This is a genomic window from Streptomyces subrutilus (genome assembly GCF_008704535.1).
GTDB lineage: Bacteria > Actinomycetota > Actinomycetes > Streptomycetales > Streptomycetaceae > Streptomyces > Streptomyces subrutilus.
In genome coordinates this window covers 6,238,793-6,256,095 of sequence record NZ_CP023701.1, presented here as the reverse complement: position 1 = coordinate 6,256,095, position 17,303 = coordinate 6,238,793, and the positions used below count along the sequence as shown (strand labels likewise).

The window sequence follows — 17,303 nt, the reverse complement described above, 5'->3', positions numbered from 1 at the left end:
GGGCGGGTGGCGCTCCTTGTGGTCGGTCCTCGCTCTGCCGTCAGATGATCCGCTTCATGACGACCATGTGCTGTTTGAAGGGAGAGTTGTTCCCGCCCCAGGAGAGGACGGCGAAGACCTCGCCGCCGGGTGCACCGTGGATTTCGGGCGTGGCGCTGGCGGCGGCTCCGGTGGTGGTGCGGGACCAGCCGGTGAAGTTCTGACCGCCGTCGGTGGAGCGGTTGACCCAGAGCTCGTGGTCGTTGGGGCTGACGCAGCCGATGGCCAGGTTCTGCTGGGCCTGGTAGGCGGGGTCGTTGGTCGTGGTGGTGGGGGACGCCGGGCCCCCGCGGCCCACCGCGACGGACTCGCACTCTCCGCCGCCGGGCAGCTCCGCGAAGGACGCGTTCTGAACGCTGTTCCTGTCGGTGCGGGTCCGGGCGATGTAGACGTGGTTGTTCAGACCCCGTGCGACCTCGAAACTCATGATGTTCGTGCTGATTGAACTGGTGTACGTGGAGACGCTGGCCACCATGCCGTGCACCCGCGGGTCGTGCTGGGTGCCCCATTCACCGAGCGGGAACGAAGGGGCGCCGTTCCACAGCTCCATGCTCTGCACGTACACCTGCTGGTCGCGCACCGTGTAGAGCACCGCGTTGTTGACGCCGGTGGACGCGGTGATGCCGGTGTTGGTGCGGAATTGGCCCGGCACGTTCTCCCAGTCCGACCAGAGGTTGCCCGCCGCGCCGCGAAGGATGCTGTAGTAGACGACGCCGTTGGTACCGACGTGGAAGACGATCAGGCGGGAGTTCTGCAGCCCGCCGGTGCCGACGTTGAGCAGCGAGATGACCTCGGGGCGCTGGTTGGTACGGGCGCCGCCCGGCATGACCTGCCAGGCTCCGTTGCGGTACCGCCACCAGATCTGGTTGTCCTCGCCCCGCACCACTTCGTAGAGATCACCCTGGAACCACTGGGCCGACAGCGCGTCGGGCGATCTGGCGTCACCGCCCTCGTTGATCCACGATCCCTCGGCCGCCACGGCCGCACTGGACGGGAAGCCCAGCAGCAGCAGGAGACCGGCCAGCAGTGCCACGCATACGCGCGGCAGCCGACCGTGTCCCGAACTCCTACCCCGCAAGCCTGTTGCCCTCATCAGGTGTCCCTCTCATTCGCCTCAGGGCGCCCGGAGTCCACGCCCCGGGCCACCGGAGCCGGACGGCCCTGCATCCGCGGACCGGCCCTGCAACACGCTAAGGAGGCGATCGCCGACCCACTTGCCGCTCCGCGCACCGACCGTGCGCCGACAGGGCCCTCTTCCAGCCGGCCGATGGGTCCGTGCCCGAGGGCGGGTCGGCGGTCGGAAGGCTCTTCGCAGCCGTCGCGTCACTGTCCGGGAGGCGGCCGGTGTCTCAGCCGCGCCGCATCAGGCCCTTGACGAAGCGCAGCCGCCGCTCGGTGAAGGGCGGCTGCGCCAGGCGCAGCGTGTCCGGGGCGAGCGGCTTGTGCAGGACGGGCTTGAGGTGGGAGAAGGTTCGCCACGAATGGGCGCCGTGGTACGCGCCCATGCCGCTGGCGCCCACGCCGCCGAAGGGGAGGCCGGTGGCGGCGACGTGGATCAGCCCGGCGTCGTGGACCACCGCGCCGGACGAGGTCTGCTGCTCGAACAGGCGGCGCGTGCGGGTCGAGGAGGTGAAGACGTACAGGGCGAGCGGCTTGTCCCAGCCGTTGACGACCTCGACCGCCTGCTCGGCCGATTCGACCGTGACGACGGGAAGGACGGGCCCGAAGATCTCCTCCCGCAGCACGGCGTGGGCGGCGTCCGGGCCGATCGCCGGCCGGCCACCGGCCGCGGGGACGGTCACGACGGTCGGCGCGAGGTAGCGTTCCGTCCGGTCGTGGTCGCCGCCGACGGCCACGTCGACGCCGTCCAGCAGCGAGACGAGGCGGTCGAACTGGCGGTCGTTGACGATGCGGCCGTAGTCCCGGGCGGCGCGGGGGTCGGCGCCCCACAGGTCCGCGATCGCGGTTTCGAGCGCGGCCACGAGCGCCGGAACGCGGTCGGGGGTGGTCATCACGTAGTCGGGGGCGACGCACGTCTGGCCGGCGTTGGTGAACTTCGCCCAGGCCAGACGCCGCGCCGCTTGGTGCAGACGGGCATCGTCGTCGAACCAGACCGGTGACTTGCCTCCCAGCTCAAGCGTCACCGGCGTCAGGTGCTCGGCCGCGGCGCGCATCACGATGCGGCCGACCGGTCCGCCGCCCGTGAAGACGATGTGGTCGAACCGCTGGGCCAGCAGTTCCGTCGTCTCCGGGACGCCTCCCTCCACGGCGCGCACGGCGCCGTCGGGAAAGTAGCGGGGCACGAGCCGCGCGATCAGCGCCGAGGTCGCGGGCGCGAGCTCGCTCGGCTTGAGGACGGCCGTGTTCCCCGCGGCCAGCACCCCGACCAGCGGGTTGAGCAGCAGCTGCACCGGATAGTTCCACGGGGCGATCACCAGCACCACGCCCAGCGGCTCGGGCACCAGGCGGGCCCGCGCCGGCCACAGGACCGCCGGTACCGGACCGCGTCGGGGGCGTGCCCAGCGCCGCAGGTGGCGCAGCGTGTGGCCGATCTCGGCCAGGACGACGCCGATCTCGGTGAGCTGCGCCTCGCCCGCGCTCTTGTGCAGGTCGGCCCACAGGGCGCTCTCCCAGTCCGCCTGGTTCTCGGTGAGCATGGCGCGCAGCGCCTTGAGGCGGGCCACCCGGCCGGCCAGGGGGCGGGTCGCCCCGGAGTCGAAGAGTCCGCGCACGTCGGACACGGCCGCAGGGATGCCGGAGGAGATGTCGGGTGTCGTCGTCATGGAACCACCGTACCCCATTACGAAACGAATCCTTTTCGTTTCTATTCGGCTACACTGGAGGCGCACCCGTTCGCGACACGAGAGAACCGGCGATGACGACGAAGCCCGACACCGCGCCGCCGGGACGGCCCAAGGATCCGCGCGTGGACGCGGCCCTGATCGAAGCGGCGATCGAGGTCCTCAACGAAGCGGGATGGGCCGCGTTCACCACCACGGCCGTCGCCGGGCGCGCCGGGGCCTCCACCGCGTCCCTCTACCGGCGCTGGCCCTCCAAACAGGCGCTCGCCGGGGCCGTGGCCCGGCACATCGCCCTGAACGAACTGAGCGGCATCGACACCGGCTCCCTCGAAAACGACGTCCGGGAACTCCTCACGCGCAAGCGGCGGATCCTGGAAGCCTCCACCGGCCCCGCACTTCTGTCGTTGATGGGCCAGGCGGCACACGATCCCGAGCTGCGGCAGATCCTCCACGACGACGTCTACCTGGCGGTCCGCGGACAACTCGCCTCCCTCATCGCCCGGGCCGTCCGGCGCGGAGAGCTCGGCCAGGCCGTCGGCGCCGCCCAGATGGACGTCCTGGCGCTGGTCGTGATCGGAACCACCCTGGCCCGCTCGGCCTTCCTGGCACCGCCGACCCCGGACGGGGCAGCGGCAACCGACCCCCTCGATCTCGCCGAGACCGAACTCCGGCTGCTCCTCTCCGTACTCACGCGGACGGGCGCGTCCGCCCCGGCGCCCTGAGGGACCGCCGGCTCGGGAAGGCCCGGCTGCCCGCGCGGTGTTCGACGCGCCGGCCGGTGTGCTCTGATCGTCATGTGCCGCCCCAGGGCCCGCTCACCGTTTCGCGTGAACCGGAGGCCGCTCGGGAACGTTCCCGGGCGGCTTCCGCGTCGTTGTGCCTGAGAGACCCGAAGGCGAGCGACAGGGGGCGTCCCATGGGACGAGTGGTGTTGGAACGGTTTCCGGCCGGAAGTCCGTGGGGCAGCTGGCCCGCCGAGGAGTACGCGGCGCAGCGGCTGCGCGAGGGCGTGGAGGCCGAGGTGGTGATGGATCTGGACAGCGACGCGTTCCTCGTCGTGGTGCGGCAGCGGGAGGCCCGTTCCGGTCATTGACCGCCCGTGGACCGGTCCGGCGGGCGCATCCCCCTTGGCCTGGTGGGCGCGCGGCCCCACACTGACCCGATGACGCAGCGTGTGGACCTCGCGACGGTGATGGACCGGCTGGCGATCGACGAGGTGGTCACGGGGTACGCGGTGGCCGTCGACGACGGCGACTGGGCCGCCTACCGTGCCCTGTTCGCCGCAGGCGGGCGGGCCGACTACACCTCGGCGGGCGGGATCGAGGGCCCGGCCGGGGAGGTCGCGGACTGGCTCGCGGAGGCCATGCGGCTCTTCCCGGTGCGCCAGCACCTCATCGTCAACCGGCTGATCAGTCTGGACGACGCGGGCGGGGCCCCGGGCGACGGTGCGCGGGTCCGGGCCGACTTCCTCAATCCCATGCGGCTGTCCGGGCCCGGCGCCGACGTGAGCACCACCGCCCCCAACTTCGTCGCGGCCGGACGCTACGCCTTCGCCCTCGCCCGCACCCGTGACGGCTGGCGGCTCACCCGCGTCACCGTGCAGGAGAAGTGGCGCCACCTGGCCGTCTGACCCGCCCGCGCCCGCCCGGCCGTTCGCGACGGGCCGCCCCGGCCGCCCGTTCCCCTGGAAGGGAGGCACGCCATGGTCCCGATGCCCGGCGACCGCTCCCCGGCCCTGCGGCCCCGGCGCACACCGCGCCCCGGCCGGCCGCGACGGCCCGAGCGCGTGCGGTGGTCCGAGCGCGTGCGGTGGCCCGCCCCACTCCGGTGGTACGCCCGGCCGCCCCGGCCCCGGACCGGACCGGCCGCGCGCGCCCGGCGGGTCCCGGCCGCGGTGCTCGCCGGCGCGCTGCCCGCCCTGGCCTTCCCCGCGCCCGCGCTGTGGTGGTTCGCTTACGGCGCCCTCGTGCCCTGGATGCTGCTGCTGCGGTCGGCCCCCACCGGGCGGCGGGCGGCCCTGGAGGGCTGGCTCGGCGGCGCCGGCTTCGTCGTGGCCGTCCACCACTGGCTGCTGCCGAGCCTGCACGTGTTCCTGGTGCCGCTGGCCGCGCTGCTCGGCCTGCTCTGGATTCCCTGGGCGCTGCTGGTACGGGAGTTGCTCGGCGGCGCCCCGGCCGCCGGGCGGGCGGCGGCCGCGCTGGTCCTCGTACCGGCCGGCTGGCTGCTGTCGGAACTGGCCCGGTCCTGGCAGGGGCTGGGCGGGCCGTGGGGGCTGCTGGGCGCGAGCCAGTGGCAGGTGCCGCCCGCCCTGCGCCTGGCCTCGGTGGGCGGGGTCTGGCTGGTCGGGCTCCTGGTGGTGGCGGTGAACTGCGCGCTGGTCCTGCTGCTCGCGGTGCCTTCGGCGCGGGCAGCGGCGGTGGCCGGGGTGGCCGGCTGCGCGCTGCTGACGGCGGCGGTGTGGCTGTGGGCGCCGCAGCCCGGTCCGTCGGGGCGGCTGCGGGTGGCCGTGGTGCAGCCGGGCACGGTGCCGGACGGCCCGGACAGCACGGAGCGGCGCTTCGCCGCCGGGGAACGGCTCACCCGCACGCTCGCCGGGCAGCGGGTCGGCCTGGTGGTGTGGGGCGAGAGCAGCGTCGGCGAGGACCTGACGGCACGCCCGGACCTGGCCCGGCGCCTCGCGGCGCTGTCGGCGGAGGTCGGCGCGCCGCTGCTGGTGAACGTGGACGCGCGTCCGCCGGACCGGCCCGGCATACGCAAGAGCGCGGTGCTGGTGGGCCCGGACGGCCCCACCGGCGCCCGGTACGACAAGATGCGCCTCGTGCCCTTCGGCGAGTACGTGCCGGCCCGGGCGCTGCTCGGCTGGGCCACCTCGGTCGGCCGGGCGGCCGGCGAGGACCGGGTGCCCGGGGACGCGCCGGTGGTGATGGAGCTGCCCGGGGGCGTCCGGCTGGGCCCGCTGGTCTGTTTCGAGTCCGCCTTCCCGGACATGAGCCGGCACCTGGCGCGCGAGGGCGCCGCCCTGCTGGTGGCCCAGTCGGCGACCTCCAGCTTCCAGGACGGCTGGGCTCCCGCGCAGCACGCCTCGCTGGCCGCCCTGCGGGCCGCCGAGACGGGACGCCCGGTGGTGCACGCCACGTTGACCGGGATCAGCGTGGTGCACGGCCCTTCCGGGGAGCGGGTCGGGGCCGCGCTGCCCACCTGGGCGCGCACGGCCGCGGTGTACGACGTCCCGCTCGCCGGGGGGACGACGCCCTACGTCCGCTTCGGGGACTGGCCGGTGGCCGCGGCCCTGGCCGCCCTGGCCGCCTGGTGCGCGGCGGAGGGGACCCGTGCGCTCAGGAGGCCTGCTCCAGGGCCGAGCGCACCACCCGCTCGCACAGCTCGTGGGTGAGCAGCGCGTCGCGGGCACTGAGCGTCCTGCCCGCCGCGACGGCGTCCAGGAAGGCGTCCACCACCTGCTCGATCCCGCGCTGGCGGGCCACCGGCACCCAGTCCCCGCGGCGGCGCACGGTCGGCTGGCCCTTGTGGTCGATGACGTCGGCGAGGTTGAGGACCTGGCGTTTGGTGTCCTGCCCGGACACTTCCAGGACCTCCTCGGTGGAGCCGGACAGCCGGTTCATGATGCCGAGCGCGGTGAACCCGGCGCCGGACATCTGGAGCACCACCTGGTGCATCAGTCCCTCGCGCACCACCGCCCGCACGTCGATGTGGTCGGCCTCTCCCGGCAGCAGGAAGCGCAGGGTGTCGACGACGTGGATGAAGTCGTCCAGGACCAGCGTGCGCGGGTCCTCGGGCAGCCCGACCCGGTTCTTCTGCATGACGATCAGCTCGCGCGGATGGTCGGCGCACTGGACGTAGCCGGGCGCGTGGCGCCGGTTGAAGCCGACGGCCAGCGGGACACCGCGCTCCTCGGCCCGTTCCACGAGCCGCGCGGAGTCGGCGTACTCGTAGGCGAGGGGCTTGTCCACGTACGTCGGCACGCCCGCGTCCAGGAGCCGGGCGACGATCTCGGGGTGGACGGCGGTGGGGGCGTGCACGAAGGCCGCGTCGAGTCCCTGCGCCAGCAGCGCGTCGAGGTCGGTGTGCCGGCGGGCGGCCGGGACGTGGTGGAGCCCGCCGACGCGCTCCAGTGTGGCCGGGGTCCGGGTCTGCAGGTGCAGCTCCAGTCCGGGGCGGGTGGTGAGGACGGGCAGGTACGCCTTCTGCGCGATGTCGCCGAGTCCGATGCAGCCGACCTTCACCGGGAGCCTCCTGGTTCGTGCCTTGTGGGATCTCCGCAGCATAATCCCTGGTGACGGGGGCTGTGTTCACCGAGGATGAGGGTCATGACTTCCCAAGGATCACATCGCGCAGAACCCTCGACCACGGCCGGCGAGCGGGAGATGCTGGACGGCTGGCTGGACTACCACCGTGCCACGCTCGCCTGGAAGTGCGAGGGGCTGGGCGAGGAGCAGGTGCGCCTGACGCCCCTGAAACCCTCGGACATGAGCCTGATGGGGCTCGTACGGCACATGGCGGACGTGGAGCGGTACTGGTTCCGGGAGGTCATGCTGGGCGAGGACCTTCCCGAGCTGTACTGGAGCGACGGCGACCCGGACGGGGACTTCCACTTCACCGACGAGGACGCCTGGGCCGATTCGGAGCGGGTGTGGCAGACGGAGGTCGAGCTGGCCCGGCAGGCCGCGGCGGGCCGCTCCCTGGACCTGGTGTCGGACGCGGCCTCCCACCACCGCGGCGAGGTGTTCAGCCTGCGCTGGGTCTACACCCACATGATCGAGGAGTACGCCCGCCACAACGGCCACGCCGACCTGCTGCGCGAGCACATCGACGGCGCCACCGGCGACTAGGCCGTCCCTTTCGGAACGTGTCGGTCGGGCCCGGACCCCGTCGGCGGGTCCGCCGTACACCCCCTCGCCTTCACCCGTGCGGGGGCAATATCGACCGCCGGTTTTCGCAACGGGGTCCTCGCACAGCAGAGTTGCGCGGGTGCATCCGACCCGAACCACCACCACGCTGCTGCTCGGAGTGGCCTGCGCCGTCTCGGCCGTCTCCGGCTGCGTGAACGTCAGCCCCGTCCCCGGCCGGCCCGGAGCGCCGCCCTCCGCGGGGGCGCACCCGCGCCACGAGCCGCGCGGCGGGCCGGGAGCCGCCCCGGTGGCCGTCCGGGCCCCGGCTCTGGAGGCGCTGGAGGCGGCCCCCGGGCAGCCCGCCCGCCCGGCGTCGACGGCCCCGGCGGCCCGGTCCGCGCGTCGCGGCGGAGCCGAGGCCGTGGCCGGGCGTCCGCAGGCCGCACCGCCCGTGCCCGACATCCCGGAGCCGCCGGTGCCCGGGGAGCCCGGTGCGGGGCGCCGGGACGTCGGGGCGCGCCCCGCGCGCCCCGACGCGGAGGCCGAGCGGAAGCTGTTGCGCGAACTGCCGGTGCGCCCGGCCGACGTGTGCGCGCTGGGCCGGCGGCACGGCCGCTGGCATCCGGACAGCCCGGAGGCCCGGATCTGCGCGGGTGTGCAGGGCGGCTGACCGGCCCCGGGCCCCGCACGGGCGCAGCCGTCAGCCGGACTGCTCCGGGAACGGCCGCGGCGCCGGGCTCTGGTCCCGTTCCGTGACGAGGCGCCGCTCCAGCCCGGCGATGGCGGCCCGTACGCCGTTGCCGTACCCGTCGTCGGACAGCGCTCCGGTGGCCGCGCGGGCCCGCGCCAGGTGGATGCGGGCGGCGTCGGGGCGGCGCAGCTTCACGTAGTCGGCGGCGAGGCTGAGGTGGAGCGAGGGGTAGAACACCCGCATCGCCTGGTGCGCCCCCGGGCCCGGCGCCTCCTCGCCCCGGGGTCCGCCGGGCGCGGGGTCCGCCGTCGGGGCGTCGGCCGCGGCCAGGGCCCGCAGGTCCCACGCCAGCTCGTCCGCGGGGTCGTCCTGGGCGTCCGCCATGTAGTGGGCGAGGGTGCACCGGTGGAGGGAGTGGCCCTCCTCGCCGATCTCGGACCAGATCGCGCCGAGCCGGTTGCGGGCCTCCTCGCGGTCCCCGGCGTGCAGCAGGATGACCGCCTGACCGATCCTGGTCATGACGGCGTCCTCCGACGCCTCCTGCTGCTGCTCCGTCAACGCGGCCTCCGTCTCGTCCCGCCGGACCTGCTCCGGTCCGATCGTCTCGAAGCTAGCCGGAGGCACCGGCAATGGCGCCGAGGCGCGGTCGGCCGTCAGCCGAGGTCCGGGATCCGCCAGTCGATCGGCTCATGGCCCTGGGCGGCGATGCCCGCGTCGATCTGGGTGAAGGGCCGGGAGCCGAAGAACTTCTTGGCCGACAGCGGCGACGGGTGGGCGCCCTTGACGACCACGTGCCGCTCCTCGTCGATCAGCGGGAGCTTCTTCTGGGCGTAGGCCCCCCAGAGCACGAAGACGGCCGGGTCCGGCCGGTCGGACACGGCGCGGATCACGGCGTCGGTGAACTTCTCCCAGCCCTTGCCCTTGTGCGAGTTGGGCTCGGCCTCGCGGACGGTGAGCACCGCGTTGAGCAGCAGGACCCCCTGGCGGGCCCAGGGCATCAGGTATCCGTTGTCGGGGACCGGCAGGCCGAGCTCCTCCTTCATCTCCTTGTAGATGTTCCGGAGGGAGGGCGGGGTCTTGACCCCGGGCTGGACGGAGAAGCACAGGCCGTGGCCCTGCCCGGCGCCGTGGTAGGGGTCTTGGCCGAGGACCAGCACCTTGACCTGGTCGAAGGGGGTGGCCTCCAAGGCCGCGAACACCTGGTCGCGGGGCGGATAGACCGGCCCGTTCGCCCGCTCCTTCTCGACGAACTCGGTGAGTTCCCTGAAGTAGGGCTGGTCCAGCTCCCCGCCGAGGACGGGGAGCCAGGACTCGGGCAGCATCTGGGTCACGGCGACAACCTCCGGTACAAGTTCGTGCGACTGCTCAGAACCTACCGGGGGCCACTGACAACGCCGCGGTCAGGCCGCCCGCGCGGCCGGCCCGTGCGGGCTACCAGCTCGTCTTGCGGTAGAGCTCCCACATCTGCATGGCGGTCTGCGGGTCGAGGGCCCGCTCGGCGCCGGCGATGTCCTCGCGGGCGGCCACGTACAGCTTGCCCTGCCACAGCGGCAGCAGGCGGACGTCCTCGGCGAAGATCTGCTGGGCCTGCTCGAACTCGCGGATGCCGGCGGCCCGGTCGCCCTCGCGGCGGGACTTGGGCAGCAGCTCGTTCAGGATCTGCGCGGGCTCGTAGGGGGTGCCGACCGCGTTCTCCTTGCCGACGAACGGCGCGATGAAGTTGTCGGGGTCCGGGAAGTCGGGGAACCAGCCGCGGCCGAAGACCGGGTACTCGCCGTTCTTGTAGCCCTCCTGGAAGGTCTTCCAGGGCTGGCCGCGCAGTGTGATCTTGAAGAGTCCGCTCTCGTCGAGCTGCCGCTTGAGCTCGGTGAACTCGTCGGCGGTGGAGGCGCCGTAGCGGTCGGTGGTGTACCAGAAGGTCAGCTCGACCGGCTGGGTGATCCCGGCGCCCTTGAGGATCTTGCGGGCCTCGTCGACGTTCGCGTGGCCGTACTTGTCGAAGAAGGGCGTCTTGTGCCCGACGACGCCCTTGGGGACCATCGAGTACAGCGGTTCGGCGGTGCCCTGGTAGACCTTCGAGACGAGCGCGCCGCGGTCGATGACCTGGGCGATGGCCTGGCGCACGGGGAGCTTGGCGACCTGCGGGTCCTTGGGGTTGAAGACCAGGTAGCGGATCTCGGAGCCGACGTTCTCGACGACCTGGACGCCGAGCCCGTGCGAGGCGGGGCTCTGCAGGTCCTTGACCTCGTCGGCCGACAGGCCTCGGTAGGTCGCGTCGATCTCCTTGGCCTTGAGGGCGGCGATCATCTTCGCGGAGTCGGCGTAGTAGCGGATGGTCACCGCGTCGTTGCGGCGGTTGGCGAAGCCGGTGTAGTTCGGGTTGCGGCTCAGGACGGCTTCGCCGCCCTCCTTGTACGAGTCGAGCACGTACGGTCCGGAGCCGGTGATCCGGTCGCCCTCGCGGACCTTGTCGGCCGCGTAGTCCTTCGGCGCGACGAGCGAGGCGGCCGGGGAGCCGAGCACGTACGGGAAGGTCGCGTCCGGGGTCTTCAGGTGGAAGACGACGGTCAGCGCGTCCGGGGTCTCGATCTTGTCCAGGGTGCCGAAGAGGTCCTTCGGGCCGACCTTGCTGCCGATGGTGCGGATGCGGTCGAGGGAGTGCTTGACGGCCTTGGCGTCGAGGGCCTCGCCGTTGGAGAACTTCAGGCCCTTGCGCAGAGTGCACCGGTACGACTCGTTCACGGTGTCCGTGAACTCGCAGCTCTGTGCGGCGTCCGGCTGGGGTTTGGTGGAGCCGGTGGGAAAGGCCAGGAGCGTCTGGTAGACGTTCCGGTACAGCTCCCAGGAGCCGTCCCACGCGGCTGCCGGATCGAGGGTGCTCGGTGCGCTGGTCGTGCCGACGACGATCCTCTTCTTGTCGCCGCCGCCGCCGTCCGAGAGCAGGCCGCATCCGGCGAGCAGGGATATGGACGCAAGGGCCGCAGTGATCTGCAGGCATCTGGTCCGGTTGAACACGTGCACGCTCCTCGATCAGCCAGGGGTGCGGCAGACCCTACCGCAGTGCCCCACGAATCCAATGGGCAGGTTTCGTGGGGCACTTGACCGGTTCCGTGCATATTCGATATGCATTTGACTCCCCCCGGGGGGCAAATGCGTCCGATTATCGGTCAGTGCACTCCGGCATTGAGGAACATTCCCCCGTCGACGACCAGAGTTTGTCCCGTGATCCATTCCGCTTGTGCAGATGTGAGGAATGCCGCGGCACCGCCGATGTCCTCCGGGACCCCGAGCCGGCCGAGCGGATAGGCCGCCGCGGCCTCCTGCTCGCGCCCCTCGTAGAGGGCCTGCGCGAAGCGCGTCTTGACCACGGCGGGGGCGATGGCGTTCACCCGTACGCCGGGTGCCATCTCGTGGGCGAGCTGGAGGGTGAGATTGACCATGGCGGCCTTGCTCATCCCGTACGCGCCGATGAAGGGCGAGGCCGATACGCCGGCGATCGAGGAGATGTTCACGATCGCCCCGCCATTGTCCTTCTGCCAGGCGTGCCAGGTGCGCTGGGCGAATCCGAGTGCGGACATCACATTGGTCTCGAAGACCTTGCGCGCGACCCCGAGGTCGAGGTCGGCGAGGGGCCCGAATACCGGATTCGTGCCGGCATTGTTCACGAGGAAGTCGACGCGGCCGAAGGCCTCCATCGTGCGTTCCACGGCGACGGCCTGGTGGGCCTCGTCGTGCGCCTTCCCCGCGACGCCGATCACCCGGTCCGCACCGAGCCGCTCCACGGCCTCCTTGAGGGCCTCCTCGTTGCGCCCGGTGATGCACAGCCGGTCGCCGCGGGCGACCAGCGATTCGGCGATGCCGTAGCCGATGCCCCGGCTCGCCCCGGTGATCAACGCGACCCTGCCGCTGTCGATGCCTTCGTACGTCATGGCGTGGATCCTGTCTCTCGTCAGCTGAGCGGGCCGCCGGCCACGTACATGACCTGACCGGAGACGAAGCCGGCGGCCTCGCCCGTGAAGAAGGCGATGGCGTTGGCGACGTCCTCGGGGCGGCCCACCCGCTGGACGGGGATCTGGGTGGCGGCGGCGGCCTGGAAGTCCTCGAAGCCCATGCCGACCCGGGCGGCCGTCTGGGCGGTCATCTCGGTGGCGATGAATCCGGGGGCGACGGCGTTGGCCGTGACGCCGAACTTGCCGAGCTCGATGGCCAGGGTCTTGGTGAAGCCCTGCAGGCCGGCCTTGGCCGCGGAGTAGTTGGCCTGGCCGCGGTTGCCGAGCGCGGAGCTGCTGGAGAGGTTCACGATGCGGCCGAACGTGGCCTCCACCATGTGCTTCTGACAGGCCTTCGACATGAGGAAGGCGCCGCGCAGGTGCACGTTCATGACCGTGTCCCAGTCGGTCTCGCTCATCTTGAAGAGCAGGTTGTCGCGGAGCACGCCCGCGTTGTTGACGAGGACGGTCGGAGCGCCGAGCTCGCTCGCGACCCGCGCGACGGCCGCCTCCACCTGCGCGGCGTCGGAGACGTCGCAGCCGACGGCGAGGGCCCTGCCGCCGGCCGCCGTGATCGCCTCCACGGTGTCCTTGCAGGCAGCCTCGTCGAGGTCGAGTACGGCGACGGCCCGGCCCTCGGCGGCCAGGCGCACGGCGGTGGCCGCGCCGATGCCCCGGGCCGCCCCGGTCACGATCGCGACGCGCTGCTCGGTGGTGGACATGCTGGATCTCCTCGCCCTTGAGAGGCGGCCGCCCAAAGGTGAGCAACCGCTTAGTAGCTTCAGCTGAGGAGACGCTAGGAGCCCTGGCACCCGGTGTCAACGGGACTCCGCCGCGCCCCCGCGGGAGCGGGGGCGCGGCGCGGGCGCGGGACGGCGTCACAGACCGGCCGCGGGCGGCCGGGCCGGGCCCTGCCGGGCCGCCCGGGGTCCGGCGGACCCGGCAGGATCCACACGGGGGCGGCCCCGCGGGAGGCGGCCTAGCGGACCAGCAGGCCGAGCAGCCGTTCCAGCTCGGCGGCGGGGTCGGCCGTCAGGCCGGTGTGCACCGGGCCCGGCTGGACCACGGTGCTGCGCGGCGCGATCAGCCAGCGGAACCGCCGGCCCGGTTCGTCCCCGGCGGCCTGGCCGGCCGCCGCGCCGCCGCCGCACACCCCCTCCACCCCGCGCAGGGCGGCCCGCACCCCGGCCACGTCGGCGTGGGGGTCCAGGGCGAGGAGCTTGGCCTCGTCGAGGTGGGTGCGCGCCGCCACGAAGGAGTGCGCCCGGCAGTAGACGATCACGCCGGCGTTGAAGCACTCGCCGCGCTCCATCCGCGGTACCACGCGCACCAGCGCGTACTCGAACACGTCCCGCTCGCTCACTGGCCGTCGCTCTTCTTCTTGGTCGGGTGGGGCCACTCGGGCAGGTGGTCGGTGAGCCAGCCGGGCGGTCCGGCGGGGGTCCTCACCTCCGCCTCCATGGTGATCCGCTGGTGGATGGTGGCGGCGCGCGGCAGCAGCGCCTCCACATAGGCCCGGCGCACGGCGTCGGTGGAGTCGAAGCCGGGCTCGTCGACCAGCCATTCGTCCGGGACGTCGGCGGCGACCTCGGTGAGGAGCTCCTCGGTGACCAGCGGCGCGAGGGCCGCGGCGGCCGCGGCGATGTCGGGCCCGACGGGGGCCAGGACGTGGTCGGAGGCGTTGTACGGCTTGGCCGAGGCGGCGGCGGCCGTGGGCCAGTTGTGGTGCCAGATCATGGTGGCGCCGTGGTCGATGAGCCAGAGGTCACCGTGCCAGACCAGCATGTTCGGGTTGCGCCAGGACCGGTCGACGTTGTTGATCAGCGCGTCGAACCACACCACGCGCCCCGCCTCGGCCGGGTCGACCCGGTAGGCGAGCGGGTCGAAGCCGATCGAGCCCGGCAGGTAGTCCATGCCGAGGTTGAGGCCGCCGCTGGCCTTGAGCAGCTCCTGCACCTCCTGGTCGGGCTCGCCGAGCCCGATGACGGGGTCGAGCTGCATCTGCACCAGCGTCGGGACCCGCAGGCCCAGCCGCTGGGCGAGGCGGCCGCAGATGACTTCGGCGACCAGGGTCTTGCGGCCCTGGCCGGCCCCGGTGAACTTCATGACGTAGGTACCGAGGTCGTCGGCCTCGACGATTCCCGGGAGCGAGCCGCCCTCCCGCAAGGGAGTGACATAGCGGGTCGCTGTCACTTCTGTAAGCATTTCCCAGGCTTTCCGTTCTTCAGACCTTGCAATCGAAGGGGTCCCCCCTCCCGCGTGCCCCATCAGCTTGACATCCCAAGGACCCGGGGAGAATCCGGGGAACCGCGGCCCCCGTCCGGAGCGTCTCCGGTGGCGGCCCCGGTGGGCTCCGGCACGAGGGAGGCGGGCATGGGCGGGGAGGAAGAGCTCGACTGGGCGGCCATGTTGAGGTTCGACCAGGAGCGCAGTGCGATCGAGGGCCGCAGGCACGACGCGACCGCAGCCGGCCTCCGGGGGGACGCGGCGGCCCGCTCCCGGTACCTCGAAGAGGTCGCCCAGCTGGAGATGCTGCCCAGGCTCTGGGAGTTCGGGGTCCGGCTCACCGTGGAGGAGTACCAGGACGCGGTGCGCGTACGGTCGTGGATGATCCACGAGCAGAGGATGGCCGCGGACCGGGCTTCCCGGCGCCCGTGGCCGCCCGGAGAGCACCCCGACCGCCACATCCGGTACTACTGGTCCCGGGACGGCCGGCTCCTGTACGTGACGACGGCCCGCGACGACGGCCGGTTCGTCGCCAACCACGGCTTTCTGACGCCCGAATGGGCCGAGCGGCTGCGCCGGGAGATCCCCCTGCTCGCCGACCTCGTGACCCGGTACGAGACCAACCAGGAGGCCGGGCGCGGCCACGAAGGGATCTCGGCCCCGTTCGACGTGCCCCTCCTGGGCGACGCGGTACCGGAACCGCTGCGGCTCTGGCGCGAGCGCGTCGAGGGCGAACTGCGGCGGCGGGCCGCCGAGCAGGCCGCGTCCCGCGACCCCGAGGGCGGGCCCCGCCCACGGCCCGACGCGGTCCCGCCCGGCCGATGAGGACGCAGCGGGCCCTGCCCCGGTGGACACGAACTGCCGCCGACCGCGGGTTCGATCACGCCGATCGGGTACCCGCGCCCCATCGACGAACGAGGGAGTGTCCGACATGGGTGAGACCACAGACGTCCGGGGCCACGACGTCACACAGTTCCGCAGCGCCTCTTTCGGCTCGCCGGAAGAGGCGGTGAAGCGGGCGATCAGCGCCGACTTCGGCGTCCCGGAGACCGAGATCCACACCAGCGACGACGCGCCGTCGGGGCTGCGCACCCTGGAGGTGCGCAGCCCCGACGTCCCGCCCCTCGGCGCCCCGGCCACCGTCCGCTACCGGCTGGGATACCGGAGCCAGGCGCTGACGCGGGTCGACGTCGAGTGGACGCTGCCGCAGGACCCGACCGCCGAGGAAGGCGCCCGGCTCATGACGGCCGTGTCGGAGCTGGCGACGCGCCTCGGCGAGGACGGCCGGCCGGCCGGCCGGGCCGTCGCGGAGGGCGCCGTCGGCGACGTGGAGGCCGGCGCGTCCGTGCCGTCCGTGTCCATCCGGGGCGTCGCCGCCGACGACACCGAGGTGGCGCTGCCGGGCGTGCCGCTGCGCATCCGGAGCGCCCCGGCGGACCCCGGCGGGCGGAGCACCGACGTCGCGGCCCTGCGCGGCATCCGGCTGGGCTACCGGATCGACGCCGCGGATCCGGACGTCCGCATGAACTGACGGACCGCGCGGCGGCCGGCCTCCCCGCCGTCCCGGAGCGCCCGCCCGCAGACCGGACCGGGTCACGTGCGGGACCGGCACGTGCATCCGATATGACCGGATTGCGAGCGGCTGGCAGACTGGTTGACCCAGGGAGGCGCCCGGGTACCGGAGGCATACCGGCTCGCCGCGGCCGCGAACATCCGCATCGGCCCCGCGCGACACCCGGCTCCGGCGCCCTGGACGCACGAAGGAGACGGACGTGAAGAGCAGCGGACGCACGAAGCACCACGACGTCGAGCAGGAAGGTCCCGAACTGCCCGACAACGGGGCGATGGTCGACGAGCACGGCCGCGCCCCCGGCGTGCCCTCCCGTACGGGGACGGGATCCAGCGCGCCGCCGGCCGACGCGGAGCGCGTGGAGGGGGCGCTGAAGGAGCGCCGGCCGTAGCGGACGAGTCGGCGGTGGGGGCCGGGCGGATGTACAGGCCCGGCCCTGCCGTCGCCGCGCCCGGCGGCGGCGCGGGTCAGCGCGCGGGGGCCCACTGTGTGAGCAGCGCTTCGGCCGTGGTGACGGTCGCGACCAGCGCGAGGGAGTTGCGGATCACCTCGGCGGTGCAGGAGGCGGGCACTCCGGCGATGGCGTCGGACGGGACGACGACCTGGTAGCCGAGGTTCACGGCGTCGAAGACGGTGTTCGGGATCGCGATGTTGGAGGACACCCCGGTGACGACGAGCGTGCGGACGCCGAGGTTGCGCAGCAGGGCGTCCAGGTCGGTGCCGGCCATCGGGGAGAGCCCGTGGAGCCGGCGGACGACCAGGTCCTGTTCGGCGACGGTGAGGGGCGCCGCCACCTCGACGGCGCTGCTGCCGGTCAGCTGCCGCACGGGCAGCCTGCCGGCGGCCCGGAACAGCCGTGCGTTGGTGTTGGCCGCGCGCCCGTCCGGTCGCCGCTCGGCGACCGCGTGCACCACCTGCACGCCGGCCCCGCGCGCGGCGTCGACCAGCGCGGCCACCCGGGCCAGCATGCCGGAGTCGCGGGCTTCCTTGGCGAGCTCGGGCAGGGCGCTCTCCTCGCCGACGACGCCGTTCTGGCATTCGACGGTGAGCAGAGCGGTGGTGGCGGGATCGAGATCCGGCATGGCTCCCCCTGGCGTGACGGCGCAAGAGCCCGCATGATTCCTGACACATAGTCAGATG

The 17,303-nt window shown here is 73.1% G+C and carries 20 protein-coding genes; 9 read left to right on the top strand and 11 right to left on the bottom strand.

Annotated elements, in window-relative coordinates:
- Nucleotides 1-40 precede the first annotated feature (40 nt).
- Both CP968_RS27855 and CP968_RS27850 read right to left on the bottom strand, forming a co-directional pair.
- Nucleotides 41-1,072: a hypothetical protein gene (locus CP968_RS27855; RefSeq protein ID WP_150520604.1), complete on the bottom strand. Its 1,032-nt coding sequence runs from the start codon at nucleotides 1,070-1,072 to the stop codon at nucleotides 41-43.
- A 316-nt stretch (nucleotides 1,073-1,388) separates the two neighbouring features.
- Nucleotides 1,389-2,822 (bottom strand): aldehyde dehydrogenase family protein, encoded by a 1,434-nt coding sequence (locus tag CP968_RS27850; RefSeq protein ID WP_150520603.1) that lies wholly within the window; start codon nucleotides 2,820-2,822, stop codon nucleotides 1,389-1,391.
- A 92-nt stretch (nucleotides 2,823-2,914) separates the two neighbouring features.
- Here CP968_RS27850 and CP968_RS27845 point away from each other — a divergent pair, with 92 nt between their 5' ends.
- The 4 genes from CP968_RS27845 to lnt all read left to right on the top strand — a co-directional run bounded on the left by CP968_RS27845 (nucleotide 2,915) and on the right by lnt (nucleotide 6,231).
- Nucleotides 2,915-3,562, top strand: a complete 648-nt coding sequence (locus CP968_RS27845; RefSeq protein WP_150520602.1) for a TetR/AcrR family transcriptional regulator — start codon at nucleotides 2,915-2,917, stop codon at nucleotides 3,560-3,562.
- A 194-nt stretch (nucleotides 3,563-3,756) separates the two neighbouring features.
- Nucleotides 3,757-3,933 carry a hypothetical protein gene (locus CP968_RS34220; RefSeq protein WP_167536858.1) on the top strand — a complete coding sequence of 59 codons (177 nt, stop codon included), beginning with the start codon at nucleotides 3,757-3,759 and terminating at the stop codon, nucleotides 3,931-3,933.
- 69 nt (nucleotides 3,934-4,002) lie between these two features.
- The gene (locus tag CP968_RS27840; protein WP_150520601.1) at nucleotides 4,003-4,470 is read left to right on the top strand and encodes a nuclear transport factor 2 family protein; all 468 of its coding nucleotides are present in this window, start codon (nucleotides 4,003-4,005) and stop codon (nucleotides 4,468-4,470) included.
- A 72-nt stretch (nucleotides 4,471-4,542) separates the two neighbouring features.
- Nucleotides 4,543-6,231, top strand: coding sequence for an apolipoprotein N-acyltransferase (gene lnt / locus CP968_RS27835; RefSeq protein ID WP_229886888.1), 1,689 nt, complete (start codon nucleotides 4,543-4,545; stop codon nucleotides 6,229-6,231).
- On the opposite strand, the gene CP968_RS27830 is transcribed toward lnt, so the two are convergent.
- On the bottom strand, nucleotides 6,176-7,081 hold the full coding sequence (locus tag CP968_RS27830; protein ID WP_150520600.1) for a Gfo/Idh/MocA family protein: 906 nt from the start codon (nucleotides 7,079-7,081) through the stop codon (nucleotides 6,176-6,178). The genes lnt and CP968_RS27830 overlap by 56 nt on opposite strands.
- Nucleotides 7,082-7,165: 84 nt before the next feature.
- Between CP968_RS27830 and CP968_RS27825 the strand changes: the two genes are divergently transcribed.
- Both CP968_RS27825 and CP968_RS27820 read left to right on the top strand, forming a co-directional pair.
- Nucleotides 7,166-7,687, top strand: coding sequence for a DinB family protein (locus CP968_RS27825; protein ID WP_150520599.1), 522 nt, complete (start codon nucleotides 7,166-7,168; stop codon nucleotides 7,685-7,687).
- Nucleotides 7,688-7,826: 139 nt separating this feature from the next.
- Nucleotides 7,827-8,357 carry a hypothetical protein gene (locus CP968_RS27820; protein WP_229886887.1) on the top strand — a complete coding sequence of 177 codons (531 nt, stop codon included), beginning with the start codon at nucleotides 7,827-7,829 and terminating at the stop codon, nucleotides 8,355-8,357.
- Between the two features lie 30 nt (nucleotides 8,358-8,387).
- On the opposite strand, the gene CP968_RS27815 is transcribed toward CP968_RS27820, so the two are convergent.
- The 7 genes from CP968_RS27815 to CP968_RS27785 all read right to left on the bottom strand — a co-directional run bounded on the left by CP968_RS27815 (nucleotide 8,388) and on the right by CP968_RS27785 (nucleotide 14,572).
- Nucleotides 8,388-8,897: a hypothetical protein gene (locus CP968_RS27815; RefSeq protein WP_150522165.1), complete on the bottom strand. Its 510-nt coding sequence runs from the start codon at nucleotides 8,895-8,897 to the stop codon at nucleotides 8,388-8,390.
- Between the two features lie 134 nt (nucleotides 8,898-9,031).
- On the bottom strand, nucleotides 9,032-9,700 hold the full coding sequence (locus CP968_RS27810) for a uracil-DNA glycosylase (RefSeq protein ID WP_150522164.1): 669 nt from the start codon (nucleotides 9,698-9,700) through the stop codon (nucleotides 9,032-9,034).
- A gap of 109 nt (nucleotides 9,701-9,809) precedes the next feature.
- Nucleotides 9,810-11,393: an ABC transporter substrate-binding protein gene (locus CP968_RS27805; protein WP_150520597.1), complete on the bottom strand. Its 1,584-nt coding sequence runs from the start codon at nucleotides 11,391-11,393 to the stop codon at nucleotides 9,810-9,812.
- 152 nt (nucleotides 11,394-11,545) lie between these two features.
- Nucleotides 11,546-12,307, bottom strand: a complete 762-nt coding sequence (locus CP968_RS27800; RefSeq protein ID WP_150520596.1) for an SDR family oxidoreductase — start codon at nucleotides 12,305-12,307, stop codon at nucleotides 11,546-11,548.
- Nucleotides 12,308-12,327: 20 nt separating this feature from the next.
- Entirely contained in the window at nucleotides 12,328-13,089 is a 762-nt protein-coding gene (fabG, locus tag CP968_RS27795; protein ID WP_150520595.1) for a 3-oxoacyl-ACP reductase FabG, read from the bottom strand.
- A gap of 257 nt (nucleotides 13,090-13,346) precedes the next feature.
- Entirely contained in the window at nucleotides 13,347-13,730 is a 384-nt protein-coding gene (locus CP968_RS27790) for a DUF3037 domain-containing protein (RefSeq protein ID WP_150520594.1), read from the bottom strand.
- On the bottom strand, nucleotides 13,727-14,572 hold the full coding sequence (locus tag CP968_RS27785) for a HipA family kinase (RefSeq protein WP_189829106.1): 846 nt from the start codon (nucleotides 14,570-14,572) through the stop codon (nucleotides 13,727-13,729). Before CP968_RS27785 ends, CP968_RS27790 begins: the two co-directional genes overlap by 4 nt.
- Before the next feature lie 168 nt (nucleotides 14,573-14,740).
- Between CP968_RS27785 and CP968_RS27780 the strand changes: the two genes are divergently transcribed.
- From CP968_RS27780 to CP968_RS27770, 3 genes are all read left to right on the top strand, one after another.
- Complete coding sequence (locus CP968_RS27780) at nucleotides 14,741-15,418, top strand: hypothetical protein (protein ID WP_150520592.1); 678 nt, start codon at nucleotides 14,741-14,743, stop codon at nucleotides 15,416-15,418.
- Nucleotides 15,419-15,524: 106 nt separating this feature from the next.
- On the top strand, nucleotides 15,525-16,124 hold the full coding sequence (locus CP968_RS27775) for a hypothetical protein (RefSeq protein ID WP_150520591.1): 600 nt from the start codon (nucleotides 15,525-15,527) through the stop codon (nucleotides 16,122-16,124).
- A gap of 241 nt (nucleotides 16,125-16,365) precedes the next feature.
- Nucleotides 16,366-16,554, top strand: coding sequence for a hypothetical protein (locus CP968_RS27770; protein WP_150520590.1), 189 nt, complete (start codon nucleotides 16,366-16,368; stop codon nucleotides 16,552-16,554).
- A gap of 76 nt (nucleotides 16,555-16,630) precedes the next feature.
- On the opposite strand, the gene CP968_RS27765 is transcribed toward CP968_RS27770, so the two are convergent.
- On the bottom strand, nucleotides 16,631-17,245 hold the full coding sequence (locus tag CP968_RS27765; RefSeq protein WP_150520589.1) for a cysteine hydrolase family protein: 615 nt from the start codon (nucleotides 17,243-17,245) through the stop codon (nucleotides 16,631-16,633).
- Nucleotides 17,246-17,303 lie beyond the last annotated feature (58 nt).

What these genes read in the sequence shown, in the direction of transcription:
- CP968_RS27850 (WP_150520603.1), bottom strand. Translation starts at nt 2,822, where the DNA reads ATGACGACGACACCCGACATCTCCTCCGGCATCCCTGCGGCCGTGTCC.
- CP968_RS27845 (WP_150520602.1), top strand. Translation starts at nt 2,915, where the DNA reads ATGACGACGAAGCCCGACACCGCGCCGCCGGGACGGCCCAAGGATCCG.
- CP968_RS34220 (WP_167536858.1), top strand. Translation starts at nt 3,757, where the DNA reads ATGGGACGAGTGGTGTTGGAACGGTTTCCGGCCGGAAGTCCGTGGGGC.
- CP968_RS27840 (WP_150520601.1), top strand. Translation starts at nt 4,003, where the DNA reads ATGACGCAGCGTGTGGACCTCGCGACGGTGATGGACCGGCTGGCGATC.
- lnt (WP_229886888.1), top strand. Translation starts at nt 4,543, where the DNA reads ATGGTCCCGATGCCCGGCGACCGCTCCCCGGCCCTGCGGCCCCGGCGC.
- CP968_RS27825 (WP_150520599.1), top strand. Translation starts at nt 7,166, where the DNA reads ATGACTTCCCAAGGATCACATCGCGCAGAACCCTCGACCACGGCCGGC.
- CP968_RS27815 (WP_150522165.1), bottom strand. Translation starts at nt 8,897, where the DNA reads ATGACCAGGATCGGTCAGGCGGTCATCCTGCTGCACGCCGGGGACCGC.
- CP968_RS27810 (WP_150522164.1), bottom strand. Translation starts at nt 9,700, where the DNA reads ATGCTGCCCGAGTCCTGGCTCCCCGTCCTCGGCGGGGAGCTGGACCAG.
- CP968_RS27800 (WP_150520596.1), bottom strand. Translation starts at nt 12,307, where the DNA reads ATGACGTACGAAGGCATCGACAGCGGCAGGGTCGCGTTGATCACCGGG.
- fabG (WP_150520595.1), bottom strand. Translation starts at nt 13,089, where the DNA reads ATGTCCACCACCGAGCAGCGCGTCGCGATCGTGACCGGGGCGGCCCGG.
- CP968_RS27785 (WP_189829106.1), bottom strand. Translation starts at nt 14,572, where the DNA reads ATGCTTACAGAAGTGACAGCGACCCGCTATGTCACTCCCTTGCGGGAG.
- CP968_RS27780 (WP_150520592.1), top strand. Translation starts at nt 14,741, where the DNA reads ATGGGCGGGGAGGAAGAGCTCGACTGGGCGGCCATGTTGAGGTTCGAC.
- CP968_RS27775 (WP_150520591.1), top strand. Translation starts at nt 15,525, where the DNA reads ATGGGTGAGACCACAGACGTCCGGGGCCACGACGTCACACAGTTCCGC.
- CP968_RS27765 (WP_150520589.1), bottom strand. Translation starts at nt 17,245, where the DNA reads ATGCCGGATCTCGATCCCGCCACCACCGCTCTGCTCACCGTCGAATGC.